We start from the raw sequence: 16,713 nt of genomic DNA on the forward strand, positions 1-16,713 counted from the left end.
TGAAGCCATGCCCGGACGCTAAAAGCTTGACGTTTGCGTCAAGGTCAAGCCGTTCCGGCCCGCCGGGGCGCGCGGCGCATGGTCTCGGCCCGCCACAGGTCCCGGTAGTAGCCGGGTTCGCGCAAAAGGTCGCGGTGCGAGCCGCGCTGGGTGATGCGGCCTCGTTCCAGGACGACGATCTCGTCCACTTCCTCCAGGCCCCGCAGGCGGTGGGTGACCAGCAGGACGGTGCGGCCCGCGGTGGCCTTCAGCAGGTCGCCCAGCAAGGCGTCGGCCAGGGGGTCTTCCAGCGCCTCGGTGGGCTCGTCCAGCAGCAGCACCGGCGGGTCCCGCAGCAGGGCGCGGGCCAGGGCGAGGCGGCGGAGCTGCCCGCCGGACAAGGTGGCGCCGTCCTCGCCGAGCGGGGCGTCCCACCCCGTGGCCGCCGCCCAGTCCGCCAGGCGGACCGCCGCCAGGGCGCGGGCCAGTTCCCCGTCGCCGGTCCGGGGGCGGGCCAGCAGCAGGTTGTCGCGCAGGGACGCGCGGAAGACATACGGGTCGTCGGTCAGGCCCGTCATCAGCTCGCGGACGCCGTCGGAGGGCAGGTCGCGCACGTCCACGCCGTTGACGTGGATGGCCCCAGACTCCGCTTCCACCAGCCGCATCAGCGCCGCCAGCAGGGTGCTCTTGCCCGCCCCGCTCGGCCCGACCAGCGCCACCCGCCGGCCGGGGGGCAGGGTCAGGCTCACCCCGTCCAGCGCCGCCGCCCCGCCGGGGGCGTACCGCACCACCAGGTCGGTGACCTCGATCGTGTACGGGGGTGCGGGGAGAGGACGGGGGTCTGCGGGTTCGGTGACGGCGGGCGGTGCCGCGCGGACCTCTTCCAGGCGGCGCAGGGCCGCGATGATCTCGGCCAGGCGTTCCCCGGCGTCCGCCAGCGGCAGGACGGGCGCGAACGCCGCCAGCGCGGTGAGGGCGAGCACGGCCAGGGCCACCGGGTCGAGCACGGGACGGGCCTGCGCGACGATGACGGCCACGGTCACGCCCTGCACCGCCATTCCCATCGCGGGCATCGCCGCCCGCAGCCGCGCCCGGCGGCGCTCCAGCGCGGCCAGGTGCGCATCGGCCGCCGCGGCCGCCTTTTGGGCGCGTTCGGTCGCGTCGCAGGCCGCCAGGTCCATCGCGCCGTGCACCAGGTCGGCCACCCGCTCGGCGAGAGCGGCGCGGGCCGGGGCGAGCCGGGCCGCCCACCGGCGGGCCGCGACGGCGGACACGGCGGGCGGCCCCGCCCCGGCGGCCAGCAGCCCGGCCGCCAGGACCGGCGCCGCGGCGGGCAGCAGCCCGGCCGCCACGCCCACCGCGGCCACGGCGGTGACCAGGGCGGCGACGGCCGGCAGCAGGCAGCGCACCAGCAGGTCCACCGCGGCGTCGGTGTCGTCTGCCATCCGGGTGAGCAGGTCGGCGTTCCCCGAAGGCGGCGGGCGCGGCGGAATCAGCGCCCGCAGCAGCCCGCCGCGAACGGCCGCCTGGGCGCGCAGCGCCGCATCGTGCCCGGCCAGCCGCTCCAGGTAGCGGAAGACGCCCTTGCCGAGAGCGCATGCCCGGACCGCCACGACCGCCAGTCCCAGCGCCGCGACCGGCGGCTGCTGGGCGGCCCTGGCGATGAGCCACGCCGCGGCCGCGATCAGCCCGAGCCCGGCCAGTTCGGCGGCCGCCCCGGCCAGCGCCGCCATGATGAGCCGCCCCCACAGTCCCCGCAGCGGGCCGCCCGCATGATCGGCCTTCTTCGTCCGGTTCGGCGCTCCGCGCCCGCTCCCCGCCGGCCGCCGGGCGGACTCTGCCCGATACGTCATCCCGCAACCCCGCCGGTGATGACCCGTCCGCCGTGGAGGTGGACGATCCGGTCGGCCACGGCGAGCATCGCCGGACGGTGGGCGACGATCAGGGCGGTGCGGCCCGCGGCCTGCTCGGCGATGGCCGCCGCGACCGCCGCCTCGGTGCGTCCGTCCAGGTGAGCGGTCGGCTCGTCCACCAGCAGCGCCGTGCTCTGCGTCCGGCACAGCGCCCTGGCCAGCGCGATCCGCCGGCGCTGCCCGGCCGACAGCCCGCCGCCCCGCTCGCCGATGCGCGCCGCATAGCGGCCCGGCAGCGTCTCGATGAACTCCGCCGCCTGTGCGGCGATCGCCGCCCGCCGCACGTCCGCCAAGGTCGCCTCGGGCCGGCCGAGCCGGATGTTGTCGGCCACCGAGGCGGCCTGCAGATGGGGGCGCTGCGGGACGAACGCCAGGTGCCGCCGCCATTCCCGCAGGTCCATGTCGTTCAGGTCCACCCCGTCGATCAGGACCCGTCCGCGTTCGGGCGTCACGAATCCCATGACCAGGTGCAGCAGCGTGCTTTTCCCGCCGCCGCTCTCCCCGGCCAGCGCCACCCGCTCCCCGGGCTCGATGAGGAGATCGACGTCTTGCAAGGCGGGCTCTGCACGTCCCGGATAGCGCACCGTGACGCCTTCCAGCCGGATCTGTGGCGCGGCGCGTCCCGGCCGCCCGCATCGGCTCCGCCCGGTGGTGCCCTGCGGTTCGTGCGGCCCGGACGGGCGGCATGCCGCCGCCCGGCAGGTGTGCGGGCCGTTGCCCGGGCCATCCGGCTCCCGCCCGGCTGCCCGTTCATGCGAGCTGAACGGACGGTGCGCCGCCGCCCGGGGGGCATGGGGGTCTTCGGCCGGGCCGACCGGCTCCCGCTCCACGCGTCCGGTCGTTCGTCCAGGACAGGGCCGGTCCGGACGATGCGAGAGGGCGCCGGGGGCGGGGCGTTCGAGCATGGCGAAGGCGTCGTCGGCCACGGCGATTCCCGCCATCGACTCATGGAACCCGGCGCCCACCGCCCGCAGCGGCAGGTACGCCTCGGGGGCCAGCAGCAGCACCAGCAGCCCGGTCGTCAGATCCACCGAGCCGTTCACCAGCCGCAGGCCCACCGGCACGGCCACCAGCGCCAAAGACAGCGACGCGCACAGTTCCAGCACCAGGGACGACAAGAACGCCACGCGCAGGGTCCGCATGGCGGCGTCGCGGTGCTCTGCGGCGAGCCGGGCCAGCAGGTCGGCCTGGTGGCGGGCCCGGCCGAACGCCCGCAGCGTGGGCAGGCCGCGCAAGGTGTCCAGGAAGGAGCCGCCCAGCCGGGCCAGCGTCCGCCACTGCCGCCGGGTGACCGCCCGGGTGTGCAGGCCGACCAGCGCGCCGAACAGCGGGATCAGCGGCAGGGTGACCAGCACGATCACGGCGCTGGCCGGGTCGGCGAGGCTCAGCCGGGCCAGCACTGCGACCGGCACGGCCGCGGCGACGGCCACCGCGGGCAGGTATCCGGTCAGGTAGGGGTCGAGCGCGTCCAGGCCCCGCACCGCCAAGGTCACCAGTTCCCCGCTGCGCCGGCCGGGGTCGGGCGGCCGGCGCAGCAGGCGGTGCCGCAACGCTGATTTCACCTCTGTCGCGGTGCGCCCCGCCAGTGCGCCCTGCGTCCACACCAGCAGCGCCCGCGCAGCCGCCACCGCGGCCAGGGCCGCCGCCGCGCCGGGCGGGAAGCGGCCCGACAGCAGCCCGGCGAGCAGCTCGGCCTGGACGAGGACGAGCAGGCCGGCGGCGACGGCGGCGCCCAGCGCGCCCGCCAGGTGGCGGCGCACCGCGCGTTCGGCCCGCATGAGCCGCAGCAGGTCCCCGTGCATGGGCCGCCGTACCCGGTGCCGTTCAGAAGAAGGACGGGACGGGGCCGGCGCCGCGCCGGAAGGTGCGCCACACCCACACCTGCGCGGCCACCAGCAGCGGGACGAACGGCAGAACCAGCAGGCTCAACGTCTGCAGCGTGGCCGGGGAGGCCGCGCCGCCCCGCAGTTGCGGCGCCGCCGCCGCCAGGACGGCCAGCACCGGGGCCGGCACCAGCACCGCCGACAGCGCCGGGTTCCCGCCTGGCGCGAACCGCGGCACGCGCCGTCCCAGGAAGGCCCGCCCGTGGAGGGCGAACGCCAGGGTGAGGGTCACCCCCAGCAGCAGCCCGAGCGGGTGCCACAGCGGCGCGGTGAACCCGGTGGTGATCGCATACAGGGCCATGCCCCAGCACAGCGACAGCGTCAGCGAGGCCGCGGCGATCACCGCGTCCCACAGCGTCCGCCAGGCGTCCCCGTCGAGGCGGCGGCGGAACCACAGCCCGGCGTCCCGCAGCACCCACGCGAGCAGCATCACCACCACCAGCGGGTACAGGCCGAACAGCACCTTCCCTTCCAGCAGCGGGAAGGCGCCGATCAAGACCCCGGCGGCCGCCACCAGCCATACCTCGTTGGCCAGGACGAACGGGGCGATCGCGGCGATCATCAGGTCCCGGTCACGCCGGGTGCGGCCGAGCACCGGCAGCAGCATCCCGACGCCCAGGTCGAAGCCCTCCAGCGCGAAGTAGCCGGCCGGCAGCGCCACCAGCAGGCCCAGCCAGATCAGTTCCATCGTGCGGTCCTTTCCGGTCTCCTCCAGGTCGTGCGTCCTCGGGCCGCGGTCACCGGCCCAGCGTGAGGGCGGGCCGGCCGGCCGGCGGCTCGTCCGGCTCGGGCGGGGCGCCGAGCGCCGGTGCGGCGGCGCCGCGCCGCACGATCTTGGCGATCAGCGCGTAGTCGATGACCGCCAGCAGCGTGAGCACGGTGGTGAAGCCGGCCAGCGAGGCGGTGATCATGCCGGGGGTCAGGCCCGGGGACAGGGCGTCGGCGACGGTGAGGCGGTCGCGGATCATCCACGGGTAGCGGCCCATCTCGCGGGCGATCCACCCGAGGATCGCCGCGGCGAACGGCAGCGGGGTGAGCGCCATCAGCAGCGGGTGGGTCCATCGCCAGTGGGGCAGCACTTTGATCAGCGGCAGCAGGAACAGCAGCGTCGCCATCAGCAGCGCCTCGCCGATCAGGATCATCACGCCGAGCCCGGTACTGGCCGCCGCGCCGTCGAACTTGCCCTCGGGGACGGTGGCGAACTGGGCGAACCCGAAGGCCACGGCGATCGGCACGCCGTGGACGGCCAGCACCACGCCGGTGCGCAGCGACCGGGTGAACAGCTCCCGGTCCTCGCCGGGGTGCCGCCACAGCCGGTAGGCGCTGGCCCCGATCACCATGAACGCCCCGGTCGTCAGCCCGGCGCCGATCACGTGCGGGAAGGAGAACACCAGCGCCTTGTTGGTCAGCAGCGCGCCCGCGTCGGTCAGCGCCAGGCGGTCGCCGGTGACCGCGGCGCCCGCCGGGTTCTGCAGGAACGAGTTGGCGACCATGATCCAGAAGGCGCTGGCGTAGGCGGTGAGCGTGACGATCCAGATGCAGGCCAGGTGCGCCCGGCGGGGCAGCCGGTGCCAGCCGAAGATCCACAGCCCCAGGAAGGTGGACTCCAGGAAGAAGGCCACCATCGTCTCCACCGCCAGCGGCGCGCCGAACACGTCGCCGGCGTAGTGGGTCAGGCCGCTCCAGCTCAGCCCGAACTGGAACTCCATGACCAGTCCGGTGACGATGCCCAGCGCGTAGTTGACGATGTAGATCTGCCCCCAGAAGCGGGTCATCCGCTCCTGCAGCGGGTCGCCCGTGCGCACCCAGCGGGTGTTCATCACCGCCACGACGGGCGCCAGGCCCAGCGTGAGCACCACGAACAGGAAGTGCAGGCCCGCCGTCACCCCGAACTGCAGGCGGGCCAGGTCGAGGACGTCCATGCCGCCGGCTCCCTCGTCGACATCGAATATGTAGGCAGCCTACATGTAGTATGCCTACATATTGGAGGGGAGTCCTAGCATGAACGATGTGACTCCCGATGCGCTCCGCGGCCACCTGGACGCGCTGTTGCTGTCCGTGCTGGAGCACGAGCCGCTGCACGGGTACGCGATCATCGAGGCGCTCAGCGAGCGCAGCGGCGGGGCGCTGAACGTCCCCACCGGCACCGTCTACCCGGCGCTGCGCAGGCTGGAGCGCACGGGCGAGGTCACCAGCGAATGGGCGACGGTGGGCGGACGCCGGCGGCGCACCTACCGCCTCACCCCGGCCGGCCGCCGCCGCCTGGAGGGCGAGCGCACCGCCTGGCGGGCGTTCGCCGCCGCCATCGGCAGCGTCCTGGAACCACGGGTCAGACCGTCCCAGGCGGGCTGACCGGCGAGGGCGTCAGGCCGCCGGGGCGAGCCTGACCAGCCGCAGGCAGCGGACCGCATGCCGCATCTGCACCCCCAGCAACAGCAGCGAGACCACGGCGGCGACCGCCCACGGCAGCATATGGGCGCCGACCGGACCGGCCCCGTACAGCAACGGCACGCACAACCCGAGCGTCACCGGCAGCAGCGCCTTGGCGTAGATCGCCGCCGCCCGCGTCACCAGGCGCGTCCGCCGGACCGTCCGGCCGAACCGCCCCAGCGCCAGCAGCAGCACACCGCCCACCGCCCCGGTGAACAGCTGCGTGCCGTCCAGCACCCGGGCGACCACCGCGTACCATTCGGGCGGCTGCGTCCAGCCGCCGGCGTCCCCGGGAAAGACCCGCCAGATCCCCCACCACAACAGCCAGGTCAGCGGCCCGACCAGCAGCAGCACCCACCCCAGCCGCCGCCCGGCGCAGGCGGTCAGCTCCTCCTGGTAGCCGGGCGCGACCTCCTCGATCGTCCCGAACTCGGCCACCGCCCGCCGCTCGGCCTCCTCCCGCGACAGCCCCCGGGCCTGCAGCGCCTCGGCCGCATCCAGCAGACTGTCCCGGGCCTCGACGACCATGTCCCGCTTCACCCTCGGCGGTCCCACCAGTACCCGTTCCAGCTCGGTGACATAGCCGTCGATCACCATGCCGCCAGTGTAGGCAGCGCCCTCAGCCTCCCGAATCCCCCATGCCCGATTTAGGATCAACCGTTTTCCCGTTAAGACACAGCACTAATAGACGGAATGGCTGGAAATGACACAGGGCCGCGGGACCATACCGCCGTGGGCGGAGGGTCGAAGAACAGCGTGCAGGGGGACTTCGGGGAGGCGTGGCTCAGGGTCGTCGCCGCCGGATGCGGCCTGTTGCATGGCCGCCCGTTCTCCCTGGACACGGTGAAGGCCGATATCCAGCTGATGATGCCCGGAGAAACACTGGGCATCTGCAACCCCACGGTCTTCGCCCAGGTCAAGACCACCACCGACCTTCGCAGGCTGCCGGACGGCGATTACGCCTACGACCTGGATGTGCCCACCTACGATCTGCTCCGGCGGTCCGACCACATGATTCCTCGAGTACTCGTGGTGATCGGGTTGCCGAAGGACGGGGAGCGCATCCGGCTGCGGCCCGATGGAACCCTGCTCGTCGGACAGGGCGCGTGGGTCTCACTCGAGGGGTATCCACCCTCCAGGAACCGCAGAACACAGACGGTGCGCCTGCCGGCCGCCAACACCTTGGACCGGGCAGGGCTGGAACGCATGCTTAAGGAAGTCGGAGTCCGCCGGTCGACCCCGGTACAGGACGTGGACCCTTGGGAGCTACCTTGAACGGCAAAGGCGGGACGTCCGAAAGGGAGTCCATGGGCATTCCCGACCTGGGTGCTTTCATCGGTTACCTGCGCATGGCCGGCTGGTCCCTGCAAGATGACGACGGGCGAACCACTTTGTGGACCCGGGAGCCCGGCACGCCCGGTTCCGATATAAAGGTCGTTCTTCCGGCAAGGCAGGAAGTGCGCGACTATGCAGATCGCGCATACGAGGCGCTGCGCGCGGTCGCAGCCGCTGAACGACGACTGCCGAAAGAAGTGATAACGGACATTTCTTCAGGAGGGGCCGACAATGTCGCGATCCGGCTGACCCCGGATGCTCCGCCGGGAGAGGCGCCGCTTCCGCTTTTTTATTCCGCTGTATCGGGATTGCGGAATTACGTGGTGGCCTCGGCCGCCGCGCTGTCATCCGACAGTCTGGTGCTTCCGCATCGCCGCCCGCACCGGGCGGAGGCCTATGCGGCCCGGACACGGCTGTCCACCCAGCCCGGCAGTTTCGTGCTCTCCCTGACTTTGCCGCTCGCCGAGGAACAGCCGGATGCGCCCGATGAGGGAGGGCTTTTCAAAGAGGCGACGGCCCGGCCGTTCGGGCGAAGGGTCACCTGGCGGATGCTCACCACCGCCCGCCGAGCCCAGCATCTCGCCCAGCAGGTCAGTGAGGGAAGTCGGCCGCTGACGGCATTCGGGGAGCGCGGCCCCGAGGCCGCCAACGCCACCGAGCTGGCGGCGCTGGGCTCCCTCGGCGGCCCCGACCACGAGCTCTACCAGATCCGTTTCGCGCTCTCCCCGCTGGCCGGCGAAAAAATCGCTCCCATCCGTCTGAAGATAACTTCAGATCAGCAGCGAATCCTGAAAGAAGCGGCAGATTTCCTGCGCACGCAAAAGCCTCGGGACAACGTCACCGTGACAGGTATCGTGGTGCGCCTTTTCCGAGAGCGGGAAGGGTCGGGGGAAGCAGTCATACAAGGCGTGGACGACGACTCCGGAGTCGAGCGGAGATTCTGGGTCGAGCTGGACGAGCACGACTACCGGAAGGCGATCCGGGCGCACGAGAAGGGCCTTCGGGTCATTGCGACGGGGAATCTCAAAATCCGGGGGAATCGGCGTTCGCTGCGCCCGCTTTCTGCTTTCTCCGTGCTACCTGAGAAAGCGGACGGCTGATCTGTTTCCACATCTCGTCTTCCCAACGGCATCGCGCCCGTGGCAGCGCCGGGCCGGTGAAGTCCACGTTCACCGCCGGGGATCCGCTTTCCGAGATTCTCTATGCTGGGGCGGTGTTCGAGGCGTGAGCTGTGTTCTGTGCGGTGGGACGGTGGCCCCGGACGGCCGTTGCTGGGATTGCAATGGTGTGCAGCCGGATTTCCGCGCACCTGGAACTGACGGTCGAGGGCGGGGCCGCGGGGGTCAGTGATCGCGGGCCGTGGCGGGAGCGCAATGCCGATGCGATGGCGCTGGTCACGGCCGGTGAATGGACGGTGGGGGTGGTGTGCGACGGGGTGTCCATGGCTCCCCGGGCGGAGCGGGCGGCACAGATCGCGGCCGCCGGCGGCGCCGCCCTGGCCGCCCGGCTGCGGGAGGGGCCCGTGCCGGGCGGGCCGTGGCCGCGCCGACCGCGCCGGGGGACATCGCACCGGCCTGCACCTGGGTGGCCGGCGTCGCCGGGCCGGAGGGTCTTTGGGCCGGGTGGGCCGGAGACAGCCGCGCCTACTGGCTGCCGGACGAAGGGCCGGGGATGACCCTGACCGTGGACGCGAGCACGAGGCCCTCACCGCTTGGCTCGGCGCCGACGCGGGCCCACCGGTGCCCGGATCCGCAGCCACCGGCCCCAGGTGCCGGGGCGTCTGCTGCCGTGCACCGACGGTCTGTGGCGTTGCCTGCCCACCGCGGAGGAGTTGCGATCCGTCCTTACCGGCACGCGCTCATCCGGTGACGGACTTTTGGCAGAGGCGAGGGCGCCGACCGGGTACACCCTTGAGGCCGGAGGTCACGACGACGTCACCGCGCTGCTCATCCCCGTCCCCGCCGCTGTGCCGCGGCGACGGCCGTGACCGGGCGGCCGCCGCGCGGGCAGACCGCGGCGAAGCGGATCGTGATTGCAAGGCATGAGGGGGATTGAAGTGGGGCATCTCTTGCGTTGTAGTAGTAGGCGGCGGAAGGATTGCGTGCTGTAGTCTCGGGGTAGCACCGGTTTATCCCGCTTCTGCGGTGAGGTGAAGGTGCTTCATCTGGCTACCGGGCCGATCTGGGCGCCCGGTGATCGAATCTCCTTCCCGCTATGTACGTGCAGCGTGTCCATGCCGCATGTCACGTACGTGAAGTCGCCCCCTACCTAAGGATCATGCATTGACGACAATTGCGCCGCCGCAGAACGCGGCGACCCGGCGGGCCGCCCTGCCCCGGCAGCGCGGCGCCGATGACGGCGCCGCCCCGACCATCCCCTTCTCAGGTGTGCTGGCCGTGCAGGACAAACACGCATTCGTCCGGACCGCCGGGTACGTGGCCGGCCCTCAGGACGTGTACGTGTCGCTGGCCCAGGTCCAGGCCAACGGGCTGCGACCCGGCGACATCGTGACCGGCACGGCGCGCGCACCCCGATCGGCGCGGGAGAAGTTCCCCGCACTGGTGCGCGTGGAGACGGTCAACGGGCAGGAGCCGGGAGCCGAACGGCCGGAGTTCGGGTCGCTGACGCCCCTGTTCCCCCAGGAGCGGCTGCGGCTGGACACCGGGGCGATCGCGACCCGCGTCATCGACCTGGTGGCGCCGATCGGCAAGGGGCAGCGCGGGCTGATCGTGGCCCCGCCCCGGGTCGGCAAGACGATGATGCTGCAGGCCATCGCCAACACGATCACCAGGAACAACCCCGAGTGCCACCTGATGGTGGTCCTCATCGACGAGCGTCCCGAAGAGGTCACCGACATGCAGCGGTCGGTCCAAGGGGAGATCATCTACTCCACCTTCGACCGGCCGGCCACCGAGCACACCGCGGTGGCGGAGCTGGCCGTGGAGCGGGCCAAACGGCTGGTGGAGCAGGGACGCGACGTGGTGATGCTGCTGGACTCCATCACCCGGCTGGGCCGCGCCTACAACCTGGCGGCCCCCTCCAGCGCCCGCATCCTGGCCGGCGGCGTGGCGACCACCGCGCTGTACCCGCCCAAGAAGTTCTTCGGCGCCGCCCGCAACATCGAAAACGGCGGCTCGCTGACCATCCTGGCCACCGCGCTGGTGGAGACCGGTTCGCGGATGGACGAGGTGTTCTTCGAGGAGTTCAAGGGCACCGGCAACATGGAGCTCAAGCTCGACCGGGGCATCGCCGACAAGCGCATCTTCCCGGCGGTGGACGTCATCTCCTCCGGCACCCGGCGCGAGGAACTGCTGATGCCGCCGGAGGAACTGGCCCTGCACTGGCGGCTGATGAGGCTGCTGCACTCCCTGGACCCGCAGCAGGCCATCGAACTGCTGCTGGAGAAGATCAAGAACACCTCCTCCAACGCCGAGATCCTGCTGCAGATCCAGCAGAACGCTTAAGGCGGCGGGCGGGCGATCAGCGCCTGGTCGTCCGAAATGACCGCAAAATGGCGTCGTAGACCCGCTGCCCCGGTGTCCAGCGATGCGCCGGGGCCGCGAACGTGAACTCATATCCGGCCATGCGGCTGCGCAGGACGTGTAAGCGAGCGGTGAGGAACTCCCACTCGGCGGCGCCTGTGGCCAGTTCGGGCACGGCCTCCAGGCGGATGCGGCGGTAGCCGGGGTAGGCGCCGGAGGCGAGGGCCTGGCGTTCGGCCCGGCGCAGCCCGGCGAGCGCGTCCCCCTGTGCCGGAGCGATGCGCAGGTGGTGGCCGGTCGCGGGGTCCCGCCAGTGGACGCCGTCCGCTTCGCGCGAGCGTCTCCAGCCGGCGGGGACGTCCACGGTGTAGCCGTCGCCTTCGCGGTAGGTGACCAGGTGCGTGCTCTGGCCGCCCGCGGCCACCGCCGCCAAGGTGCCGTCCGTGCGGTGGCGGGCCGTCCAGGCGCCCATGGCGATCACCGTCGCGGCGATCGCGGTCACGCCCATCAAGGCGGTCAGGCGCGGGCGCCGCAACGGGAGCGGCCGCCTGGCGGGACGCGAGCGCCAGGTGTCGTCGGGGTGCTCGGCGGCCAGCTCCAGCAGCTCGGCGACCTGCGCGGCCGGCATCCGTTCCGCGGGGTCCCGCCGCAGCAGGCCGTCGATGACGGCCCGCAGTTGCGGACCGGCGTTCCAGGGCGGCGGGTACTCCCCGATGAGCACCGCGACCATCGTCGCCAGGGCGTGGGAGCGCCGGAAGGGCGAGCCGCCCTCGACCGCGGCATACAGCGTCACGCCCAGCGACCACAGGTCCGAGGCCGCCCCGCCCGGCTCGCCGAGCACCTGCTCGGGGGACAGGTAGGCGGGGGAGCCCGCGATGCCCGAGGCCATCGTGTCCACGTCGGCGCAGCCGCCGAGCATGTGGACGGCCAGGCCGAAGTCGGTCAGCAGGATGCGGCCGTCGTCGGCGAGCATCACGTTCCCGGGCTTGACGTCCCGGTGCAGGATGCCCTTGGCGTGCGCGGCGTTGAGGACCGACAGCACCGCCCGTCCTATCCGGGCGGCGCACGCGGAGTCCACCGGGCCTTCGCTGTCCAGCACCTGCCGCAGGGAGCGGGCGCGCAGCAGCTCCATGACGATCCAGGGCCGGCCGTCTTCGTTGACGACGTCGTAGACGGTGACGACCCCGGGGTGGTTGAGGGCGGCGGTGGCGCGGGCCTCGGCGAGGATGCGGCGGTAGACGGCCTGCCGTTCGGAGTTGGTCAATCCCTTGGGGAGGACCGTTTCCTTGATGGCGACCTCCCGGTCGAGCGTCTCGTCGTAGGCCCGCCAGACGGTCCCCATACCGCCTTTGCCGATCACGGAGAGCAGCCGGTAACGCCCGGCGAGCGGTTCCTCCGCTTCGACCCTCATATGGCGGTTTCTTGCGCATAGGGGCTCAAGGCACCCTCAGCGACACACCATCAATCTTTGACCGCCGAGCCCCTTTCGCCCCTTTCGGCTCCCGCGCGGCCGCTCTCGTCAGGAGCCGGTCTCGGCGAGCACCGAGCGGGCCCACCGGTAGTCGGACTTGCCCACGGCGGTGCGCCGCACCTCGGGGACGAGCTTGAGCCGGCGCGGCAGCTTGTAGCCGGCCAGCCGGCCGCGGCAGTGCTCCACCAGCTCCTCCAGCGTCGGCTCGGTGCCGGGACGGGGGGCGACCACCGCCGCCACGCACTGGCCGAACCGCTCGTCCGGCGCCCCGACCACGATGCAGTCGTCGACGTCCGGGTGGTCTTTCAGGGCGACTTCGACCTCTTCGGGGTAGACCTTCTCGCCGCCGGTGTTGATGACCAGCGAGCCCCGGCCCAGCAGCACGATCGTCCCGTCCTCGGCCAGGGAGGCGTAGTCGCCGGGGATCGCCCAGCGGGTGCCCTCGGCGTCGGTGAAGAAGGTGGCGGCGGTCTTCTCCGGGTCGTTGTAGTAGCCCAGCGGGATGTGGCCGCTGCGCGCCAGGCGCCCGACCTGGCCGGGCCGCACCGGTTTGAGGTCCTCGTCCAGCACGGTCACCCCGGGCTTCATCTGGAAGCGGGCGGTGCCCTCGCCGCCGCCGACGGACGGGCCGCAGGCGCCGGTCTCGGAGGCGCCGTAGGTGTCGAGGAAGGCGATGTTCGGCAGCACCGCCCGGAACTCGTCCTTGGCCTTCTCGGTGAGCGGCGCCCCGCCGGAGGCGATGGCCAGCAGCGCGGAGGTGTCATAGCCGCCCTTGGCCAGCTCCCTGGCCAGCGGCCGGCCCATGGCGTCGCCGACCAGCATGATCACGTTGGCCCGTTCGGCGGCCGCCAGCTTCAGCGCGCTGGCCGGGTCGAAGTGGTGCTCGGTGTACAGGACGGTCTTGGTGCCGCCGAGCAGCCCCATCAGCGCCACCCACTGCCCGGCGCCGTGCATGACGGGCGCGCAGTCCAGCACCGCCGTCGGCGGCTGCTTGGCCTTCTCGGCCAGCTCCTCGGGGCTGCGCACCGGGTCGCCGAGGATGTTGCCGCCGCCCAGGGCGCCGAAGAAGATGTCCTCGCAGCGCCACACCACGCCCTTGGGGTATCCGGTGGTGCCGCCGGTGTACATGATGTAGCGGTCGTCGCTGGAGCGGGCGGGGAAGTCGTCGTCGGGCGAGGCCTCTTTGAGGGCGTCCTCGTAGCGGACGGCGCCGGGCACCTCGTTCTCGCCGCCGTCCTCCAGCACCACCACGTGCCGCAGCTTGGGCAGCTCGGCGCGGACCTCCTGGACGCGCTGCAGCAGGGACCGCTCGCCGATCAGCGCCACCGAGTCGGAGTCGCCCAGCACATGGCGCAGCTCGCCGGCGACGTAGCGGTAGTTCACCGGGATCGGGACGGCGCGGATCTTGAAGGCGCCGAAGAACGCCTCGATCCACTCGGCGCGGTTCCACGACAGGATCGCCACGTGCTCGCCCGGCCGCACTCCCGCAGCGGCCAGGTGGTGCCCGACCCGGCCGGCCCGCTCGTTGAGCTCGCGGTAGGTGCGGCGCTCGGTTCCGGCGACCAGCGCGAGGCGGTCGGGCCCGGCCTCCGCCAGGATCTCCAGGAGATCGGCCAGGTTGTAGCTACGCGCCATGTGACGTCCTCGCAGAGTGGGGTGGCAGAAAGCGGACTGAATCTTGCTCGGGTTCTTGCAAGTGTTCAATTACCGAGCTGTGCGGGCGGGATGATCTCCGTCACATCCCCGGGGGCGTGTCGTTGTAACGATGCACACGCCCGCTCTCCTCCTTACGCGGCTCTTATCTGGGTATAGGCATGCTTGGCGGTAACGATTTCGCATCAGAGGCGGGGGTACCGGTGAGCACGGGTTCGATGGCGTGGACGCCGCCGACCTGGGAGGAGATCGTCAACGAGCACTCCGCTCGGGTTTTCCGGCTGGCCTACCGACTGACCGGCAACAAGCACGACGCCGAAGACCTCACCCAGGACGTCTTCATCCGGGTGTTCCGCTCGCTGTCGTCCTACACCCCCGGCACCTTCGAGGGGTGGCTGCACCGCATCACCACCAACCTCTTTCTGGACAGGGCCCGGCGCAGGCAGCGCATCCGCTTCGACGCGCTGGCCGAGGACGCCGCCGAGCGGCTGCAGGGCCGTGAGCTGAGCCCCGCCCAGGCCTACGACGACCGGGAGCTGGACGCCGACATCCAAAAGGCGCTGGACTCGCTGGCCCCCGAGTACCGGGCCGCGGTGGTGCTGTGCGACATCGAGGGCCTCAGCTACGAGGAGATCGCCGCCACGCTGGGCGTCAAGCTGGGCACGGTGCGCAGCCGCATCCACCGGGGCCGCGCCCAGCTGCGCGAGGCTCTGGAGCACCGCCGCCCCGCCGCCCTGGAGACCGCCCCCAAGGCGCTGCCCGCCGTCCCCGCCTGATTCCCGGGCGACGCGCCCCGCAGCGGCCACCGCCCCAGCAAACCACTCACTGCGGGACGAGTCTCAACAACCGGAACAGTTACTCAAATCACTAGTGACTGCCAGGTCACTTCGTTCTACCCTCTGCTGCCGTGAACATTGCCTTCGAGCGACGCGGTGAGGGTCCCCCGCTGGTCCTGGTGCACGGGATCGGCCACCGCCGGCAGGGCTGGAAGCCGGTCATGGACCTGCTGGCCAAGGAGCGCGAGGTCATCGCCATCGACCTGCCGGGCTTCGGCGCCTCCCCGCCGCTTCCGCAAGGCACGCCCTACACGGTCGACACCATGATGTCGGCCCTGGCGGAGTTCTTCGCCGAGCAGAACCTGGGCCGGCCGCACATCGCCGGCAACTCGCTGGGCGGCCTGTTCTCCCTGGAGGCGGCCGACCGCGGGCTGGTCAGCTCGGCGACCGCGCTGTCGCCGGCCGGTTTCTTCAAAGGGCCGGAGCTGCGCTGGGCCGCCACCGTGCTGCGCACCTCCCGGCTGGCGGCGCACGCGCCCCAGCCGCTGATCGGCCTGCTGGCCCGCTCCCACCGGCTGCGCCGGGCCATGTTCGGGCTGATCTACGGGCACCCCGAGCACCTGCCCCTGGAGGACCTGCTGGGCGATGCGCGCGCGCTGCGCGACTGCACCGGCTTTGAGCCCGTCCTGCGGGCCGGCCGGGGCGTGCGCTTCACCGGGACCTGCGAGGGGGTGCCCGTCACCGTGGCCTGGGGCACCCGCGACCGCCTGCTGCTGCCGATCCAGGCGCTGCGCGCCCAGCAGCGCCTGCCGCACGCCCGGTTCGTCTGGCTGCCCGACTGCGGGCACGTGCCGATGGGGGATGACCCCGAACTGATCGCCAAGGTCCTGCTGGAGGGCAGCTCGGCCCCGCTGCTGGAGCCCGCCGGCACCGCCTGACCGGTCTCTGGCTCTTCGCCGCGCGGCCGTCTTCTCCGCAACGGCGTCCTCCGGGTCCGGCCGCGCCCGGAATACCGATATCTCCTATCGGGATGATGTCGGACTGCTCACGCGTTGTGCGGATCGGCGGCCTCACTTGACATTAGTTGAACTTTCAACTAGCTTGCCCGTGTTGTTGAAGGTTCAAGCACATCGCGGGAGGAACCGTCATGAGCCTGGAGACCGTGGCCCCCGGCCTCACCCCCGGCACCTACAACATCGACCCGGCCCACTCCGAGGTCGCCTTCACGATCCGCCACCTGATGAGCAAGGTGCGCGGCACCTTCACCGACTTCTCCGGCACCGTGGAGATCGCCGAGGACCTGCCCAAGTCCTCGGTCAACGTGGAGATCAAGATGGCCTCGGTGGACACCCGCAACTCCGACCGGGACAACCACCTGCGCTCGGCGGAGATCTTCGATGTGGAAAATCACCCGGTGATGACCTTCCGCTCCACCGGGCTGCGCACCGAGGGCGACGTCCACTACCTGGACGGCGAGCTGACCATCAAGGGCGTCACCCGCCCGGTGTCCCTGGAGACCGAGTTCAACGGCGTGGGCGAGGACCCCTGGGGCGGCTTCCGCGCCGGCTTCTCCGCCCGCACCACCATCAACCGCAAGGACTGGGGCGTGGAGTTCAACATCCCGCTGCAGGGCGAGAAGGTGCTGCTCAGCGACAAGGTCGACATCCAGCTCGAGGTCCAGGCCGTGCGCGCCTGACCCCGGCCGCGCCGGTTGCTCCGTGTGAAGGGCCGTCCGCCGACCGGCGGACGGCCCTTCACCGTCTCCGGCAGACTCTGCACACCATAGGGCAC

General features: G+C 72.0%; 13 protein-coding genes and 1 pseudogene. 7 read left to right on the forward strand and 7 right to left on the reverse strand.

The window, feature by feature from the left end:
* Positions 1 to 44: 44 nt before the first annotated feature.
* From cydC to TCUR_RS23270, 4 genes are read right to left on the reverse strand one after another with little or no spacing between them, the layout of a single operon-like run.
* Positions 45 to 1,832, reverse strand: coding sequence for a thiol reductant ABC exporter subunit CydC (gene cydC / locus TCUR_RS23255; protein WP_012855040.1), 1,788 nt, complete (start codon positions 1,830 to 1,832; stop codon positions 45 to 47).
* Positions 1,829 to 3,694 (reverse strand): ABC transporter ATP-binding protein/permease, encoded by a 1,866-nt coding sequence (locus TCUR_RS23260; protein WP_012855041.1) that lies wholly within the window; start codon positions 3,692 to 3,694, stop codon positions 1,829 to 1,831. Before TCUR_RS23260 ends, cydC begins: the two co-directional genes overlap by 4 nt.
* Positions 3,695 to 3,716: 22 nt before the next feature.
* The gene (locus tag TCUR_RS23265) at positions 3,717 to 4,463 is read right to left on the reverse strand and encodes a cytochrome d ubiquinol oxidase subunit II (protein WP_012855042.1); all 747 of its coding nucleotides are present in this window, start codon (positions 4,461 to 4,463) and stop codon (positions 3,717 to 3,719) included.
* Between the two features lie 49 nt (positions 4,464 to 4,512).
* Positions 4,513 to 5,697 carry a cytochrome ubiquinol oxidase subunit I gene (locus tag TCUR_RS23270; RefSeq protein ID WP_012855043.1) on the reverse strand — a complete coding sequence of 395 codons (1,185 nt, stop codon included), beginning with the start codon at positions 5,695 to 5,697 and terminating at the stop codon, positions 4,513 to 4,515.
* 79 nt (positions 5,698 to 5,776) lie between these two features.
* Here TCUR_RS23270 and TCUR_RS23275 point away from each other — a divergent pair, with 79 nt between their 5' ends.
* Positions 5,777 to 6,127, forward strand: a complete 351-nt coding sequence (locus tag TCUR_RS23275; protein WP_012855044.1) for a helix-turn-helix transcriptional regulator — start codon at positions 5,777 to 5,779, stop codon at positions 6,125 to 6,127.
* 12 nt (positions 6,128 to 6,139) lie between these two features.
* On the opposite strand, the gene TCUR_RS27370 is transcribed toward TCUR_RS23275, so the two are convergent.
* Complete coding sequence (locus TCUR_RS27370; protein WP_012855045.1) at positions 6,140 to 6,802, reverse strand: permease prefix domain 1-containing protein; 663 nt, start codon at positions 6,800 to 6,802, stop codon at positions 6,140 to 6,142.
* 135 nt (positions 6,803 to 6,937) lie between these two features.
* On the opposite strand from TCUR_RS27370, the gene TCUR_RS23285 reads away from it, so the two are divergent.
* The 3 genes and pseudogenes from TCUR_RS23285 to rho all read left to right on the forward strand — a co-directional run.
* Entirely contained in the window at positions 6,938 to 7,480 is a 543-nt protein-coding gene (locus TCUR_RS23285; protein ID WP_012855046.1) for a DUF4365 domain-containing protein, read from the forward strand.
* A 32-nt stretch (positions 7,481 to 7,512) separates the two neighbouring features.
* The gene (locus TCUR_RS23290; RefSeq protein WP_052305608.1) at positions 7,513 to 8,640 is read left to right on the forward strand and encodes a hypothetical protein; all 1,128 of its coding nucleotides are present in this window, start codon (positions 7,513 to 7,515) and stop codon (positions 8,638 to 8,640) included.
* A 1,272-nt stretch (positions 8,641 to 9,912) separates the two neighbouring features.
* Positions 9,913 to 11,004, forward strand: a pseudogene (gene rho, locus TCUR_RS23295) (transcription termination factor Rho); the annotation flags it as partial.
* Between the two features lie 16 nt (positions 11,005 to 11,020).
* Here rho and TCUR_RS25225 read toward each other — a convergent pair.
* Entirely contained in the window at positions 11,021 to 12,433 is a 1,413-nt protein-coding gene (locus tag TCUR_RS25225; protein WP_012855049.1) for a serine/threonine-protein kinase, read from the reverse strand.
* A 108-nt stretch (positions 12,434 to 12,541) separates the two neighbouring features.
* The gene (locus TCUR_RS23305) at positions 12,542 to 14,128 is read right to left on the reverse strand and encodes an acyl-CoA synthetase (protein WP_012855050.1); all 1,587 of its coding nucleotides are present in this window, start codon (positions 14,126 to 14,128) and stop codon (positions 12,542 to 12,544) included.
* Between the two features lie 236 nt (positions 14,129 to 14,364).
* Between TCUR_RS23305 and sigE the strand changes: the two genes are divergently transcribed.
* The 3 genes from sigE (at position 14,365) to TCUR_RS23320 (ending at position 16,618) form a co-directional block, all read left to right on the forward strand.
* Positions 14,365 to 14,922 (forward strand): RNA polymerase sigma factor SigE, encoded by a 558-nt coding sequence (gene sigE / locus TCUR_RS23310; protein WP_174315357.1) that lies wholly within the window; start codon positions 14,365 to 14,367, stop codon positions 14,920 to 14,922.
* A gap of 131 nt (positions 14,923 to 15,053) precedes the next feature.
* Positions 15,054 to 15,860, forward strand: a complete 807-nt coding sequence (locus TCUR_RS23315) for an alpha/beta fold hydrolase (protein WP_012855052.1) — start codon at positions 15,054 to 15,056, stop codon at positions 15,858 to 15,860.
* A 209-nt stretch (positions 15,861 to 16,069) separates the two neighbouring features.
* Complete coding sequence (locus TCUR_RS23320; RefSeq protein WP_012855053.1) at positions 16,070 to 16,618, forward strand: YceI family protein; 549 nt, start codon at positions 16,070 to 16,072, stop codon at positions 16,616 to 16,618.
* Positions 16,619 to 16,713: the final 95 nt, after the last annotated feature.

This window comes from Thermomonospora curvata DSM 43183, assembly GCF_000024385.1.
In the GTDB taxonomy this organism is placed as follows: domain Bacteria; phylum Actinomycetota; class Actinomycetes; order Streptosporangiales; family Streptosporangiaceae; genus Thermomonospora; species Thermomonospora curvata.

Excerpts from the sequence above, each read along its gene's own strand:
- cydC (WP_012855040.1), bottom strand. The coding sequence starts at position 1,832 with ATGACGTATCGGGCAGAGTCCGCCCGGCGGCCGGCGGGGAGCGGGCGC.
- TCUR_RS23260 (WP_012855041.1), bottom strand. The coding sequence starts at position 3,694 with ATGCACGGGGACCTGCTGCGGCTCATGCGGGCCGAACGCGCGGTGCGC.
- TCUR_RS23265 (WP_012855042.1), bottom strand. The coding sequence starts at position 4,463 with ATGGAACTGATCTGGCTGGGCCTGCTGGTGGCGCTGCCGGCCGGCTAC.
- TCUR_RS23270 (WP_012855043.1), bottom strand. The coding sequence starts at position 5,697 with ATGGACGTCCTCGACCTGGCCCGCCTGCAGTTCGGGGTGACGGCGGGC.
- TCUR_RS23275 (WP_012855044.1), top strand. The coding sequence starts at position 5,777 with ATGAACGATGTGACTCCCGATGCGCTCCGCGGCCACCTGGACGCGCTG.
- TCUR_RS27370 (WP_012855045.1), bottom strand. The coding sequence starts at position 6,802 with ATGGTGATCGACGGCTATGTCACCGAGCTGGAACGGGTACTGGTGGGA.
- TCUR_RS23290 (WP_052305608.1), top strand. The coding sequence starts at position 7,513 with ATGGGCATTCCCGACCTGGGTGCTTTCATCGGTTACCTGCGCATGGCC.
- TCUR_RS25225 (WP_012855049.1), bottom strand. The coding sequence starts at position 12,433 with ATGAGGGTCGAAGCGGAGGAACCGCTCGCCGGGCGTTACCGGCTGCTC.
- TCUR_RS23305 (WP_012855050.1), bottom strand. The coding sequence starts at position 14,128 with ATGGCGCGTAGCTACAACCTGGCCGATCTCCTGGAGATCCTGGCGGAG.
- sigE (WP_174315357.1), top strand. The coding sequence starts at position 14,365 with ATGGCGTGGACGCCGCCGACCTGGGAGGAGATCGTCAACGAGCACTCC.
- TCUR_RS23320 (WP_012855053.1), top strand. The coding sequence starts at position 16,070 with ATGAGCCTGGAGACCGTGGCCCCCGGCCTCACCCCCGGCACCTACAAC.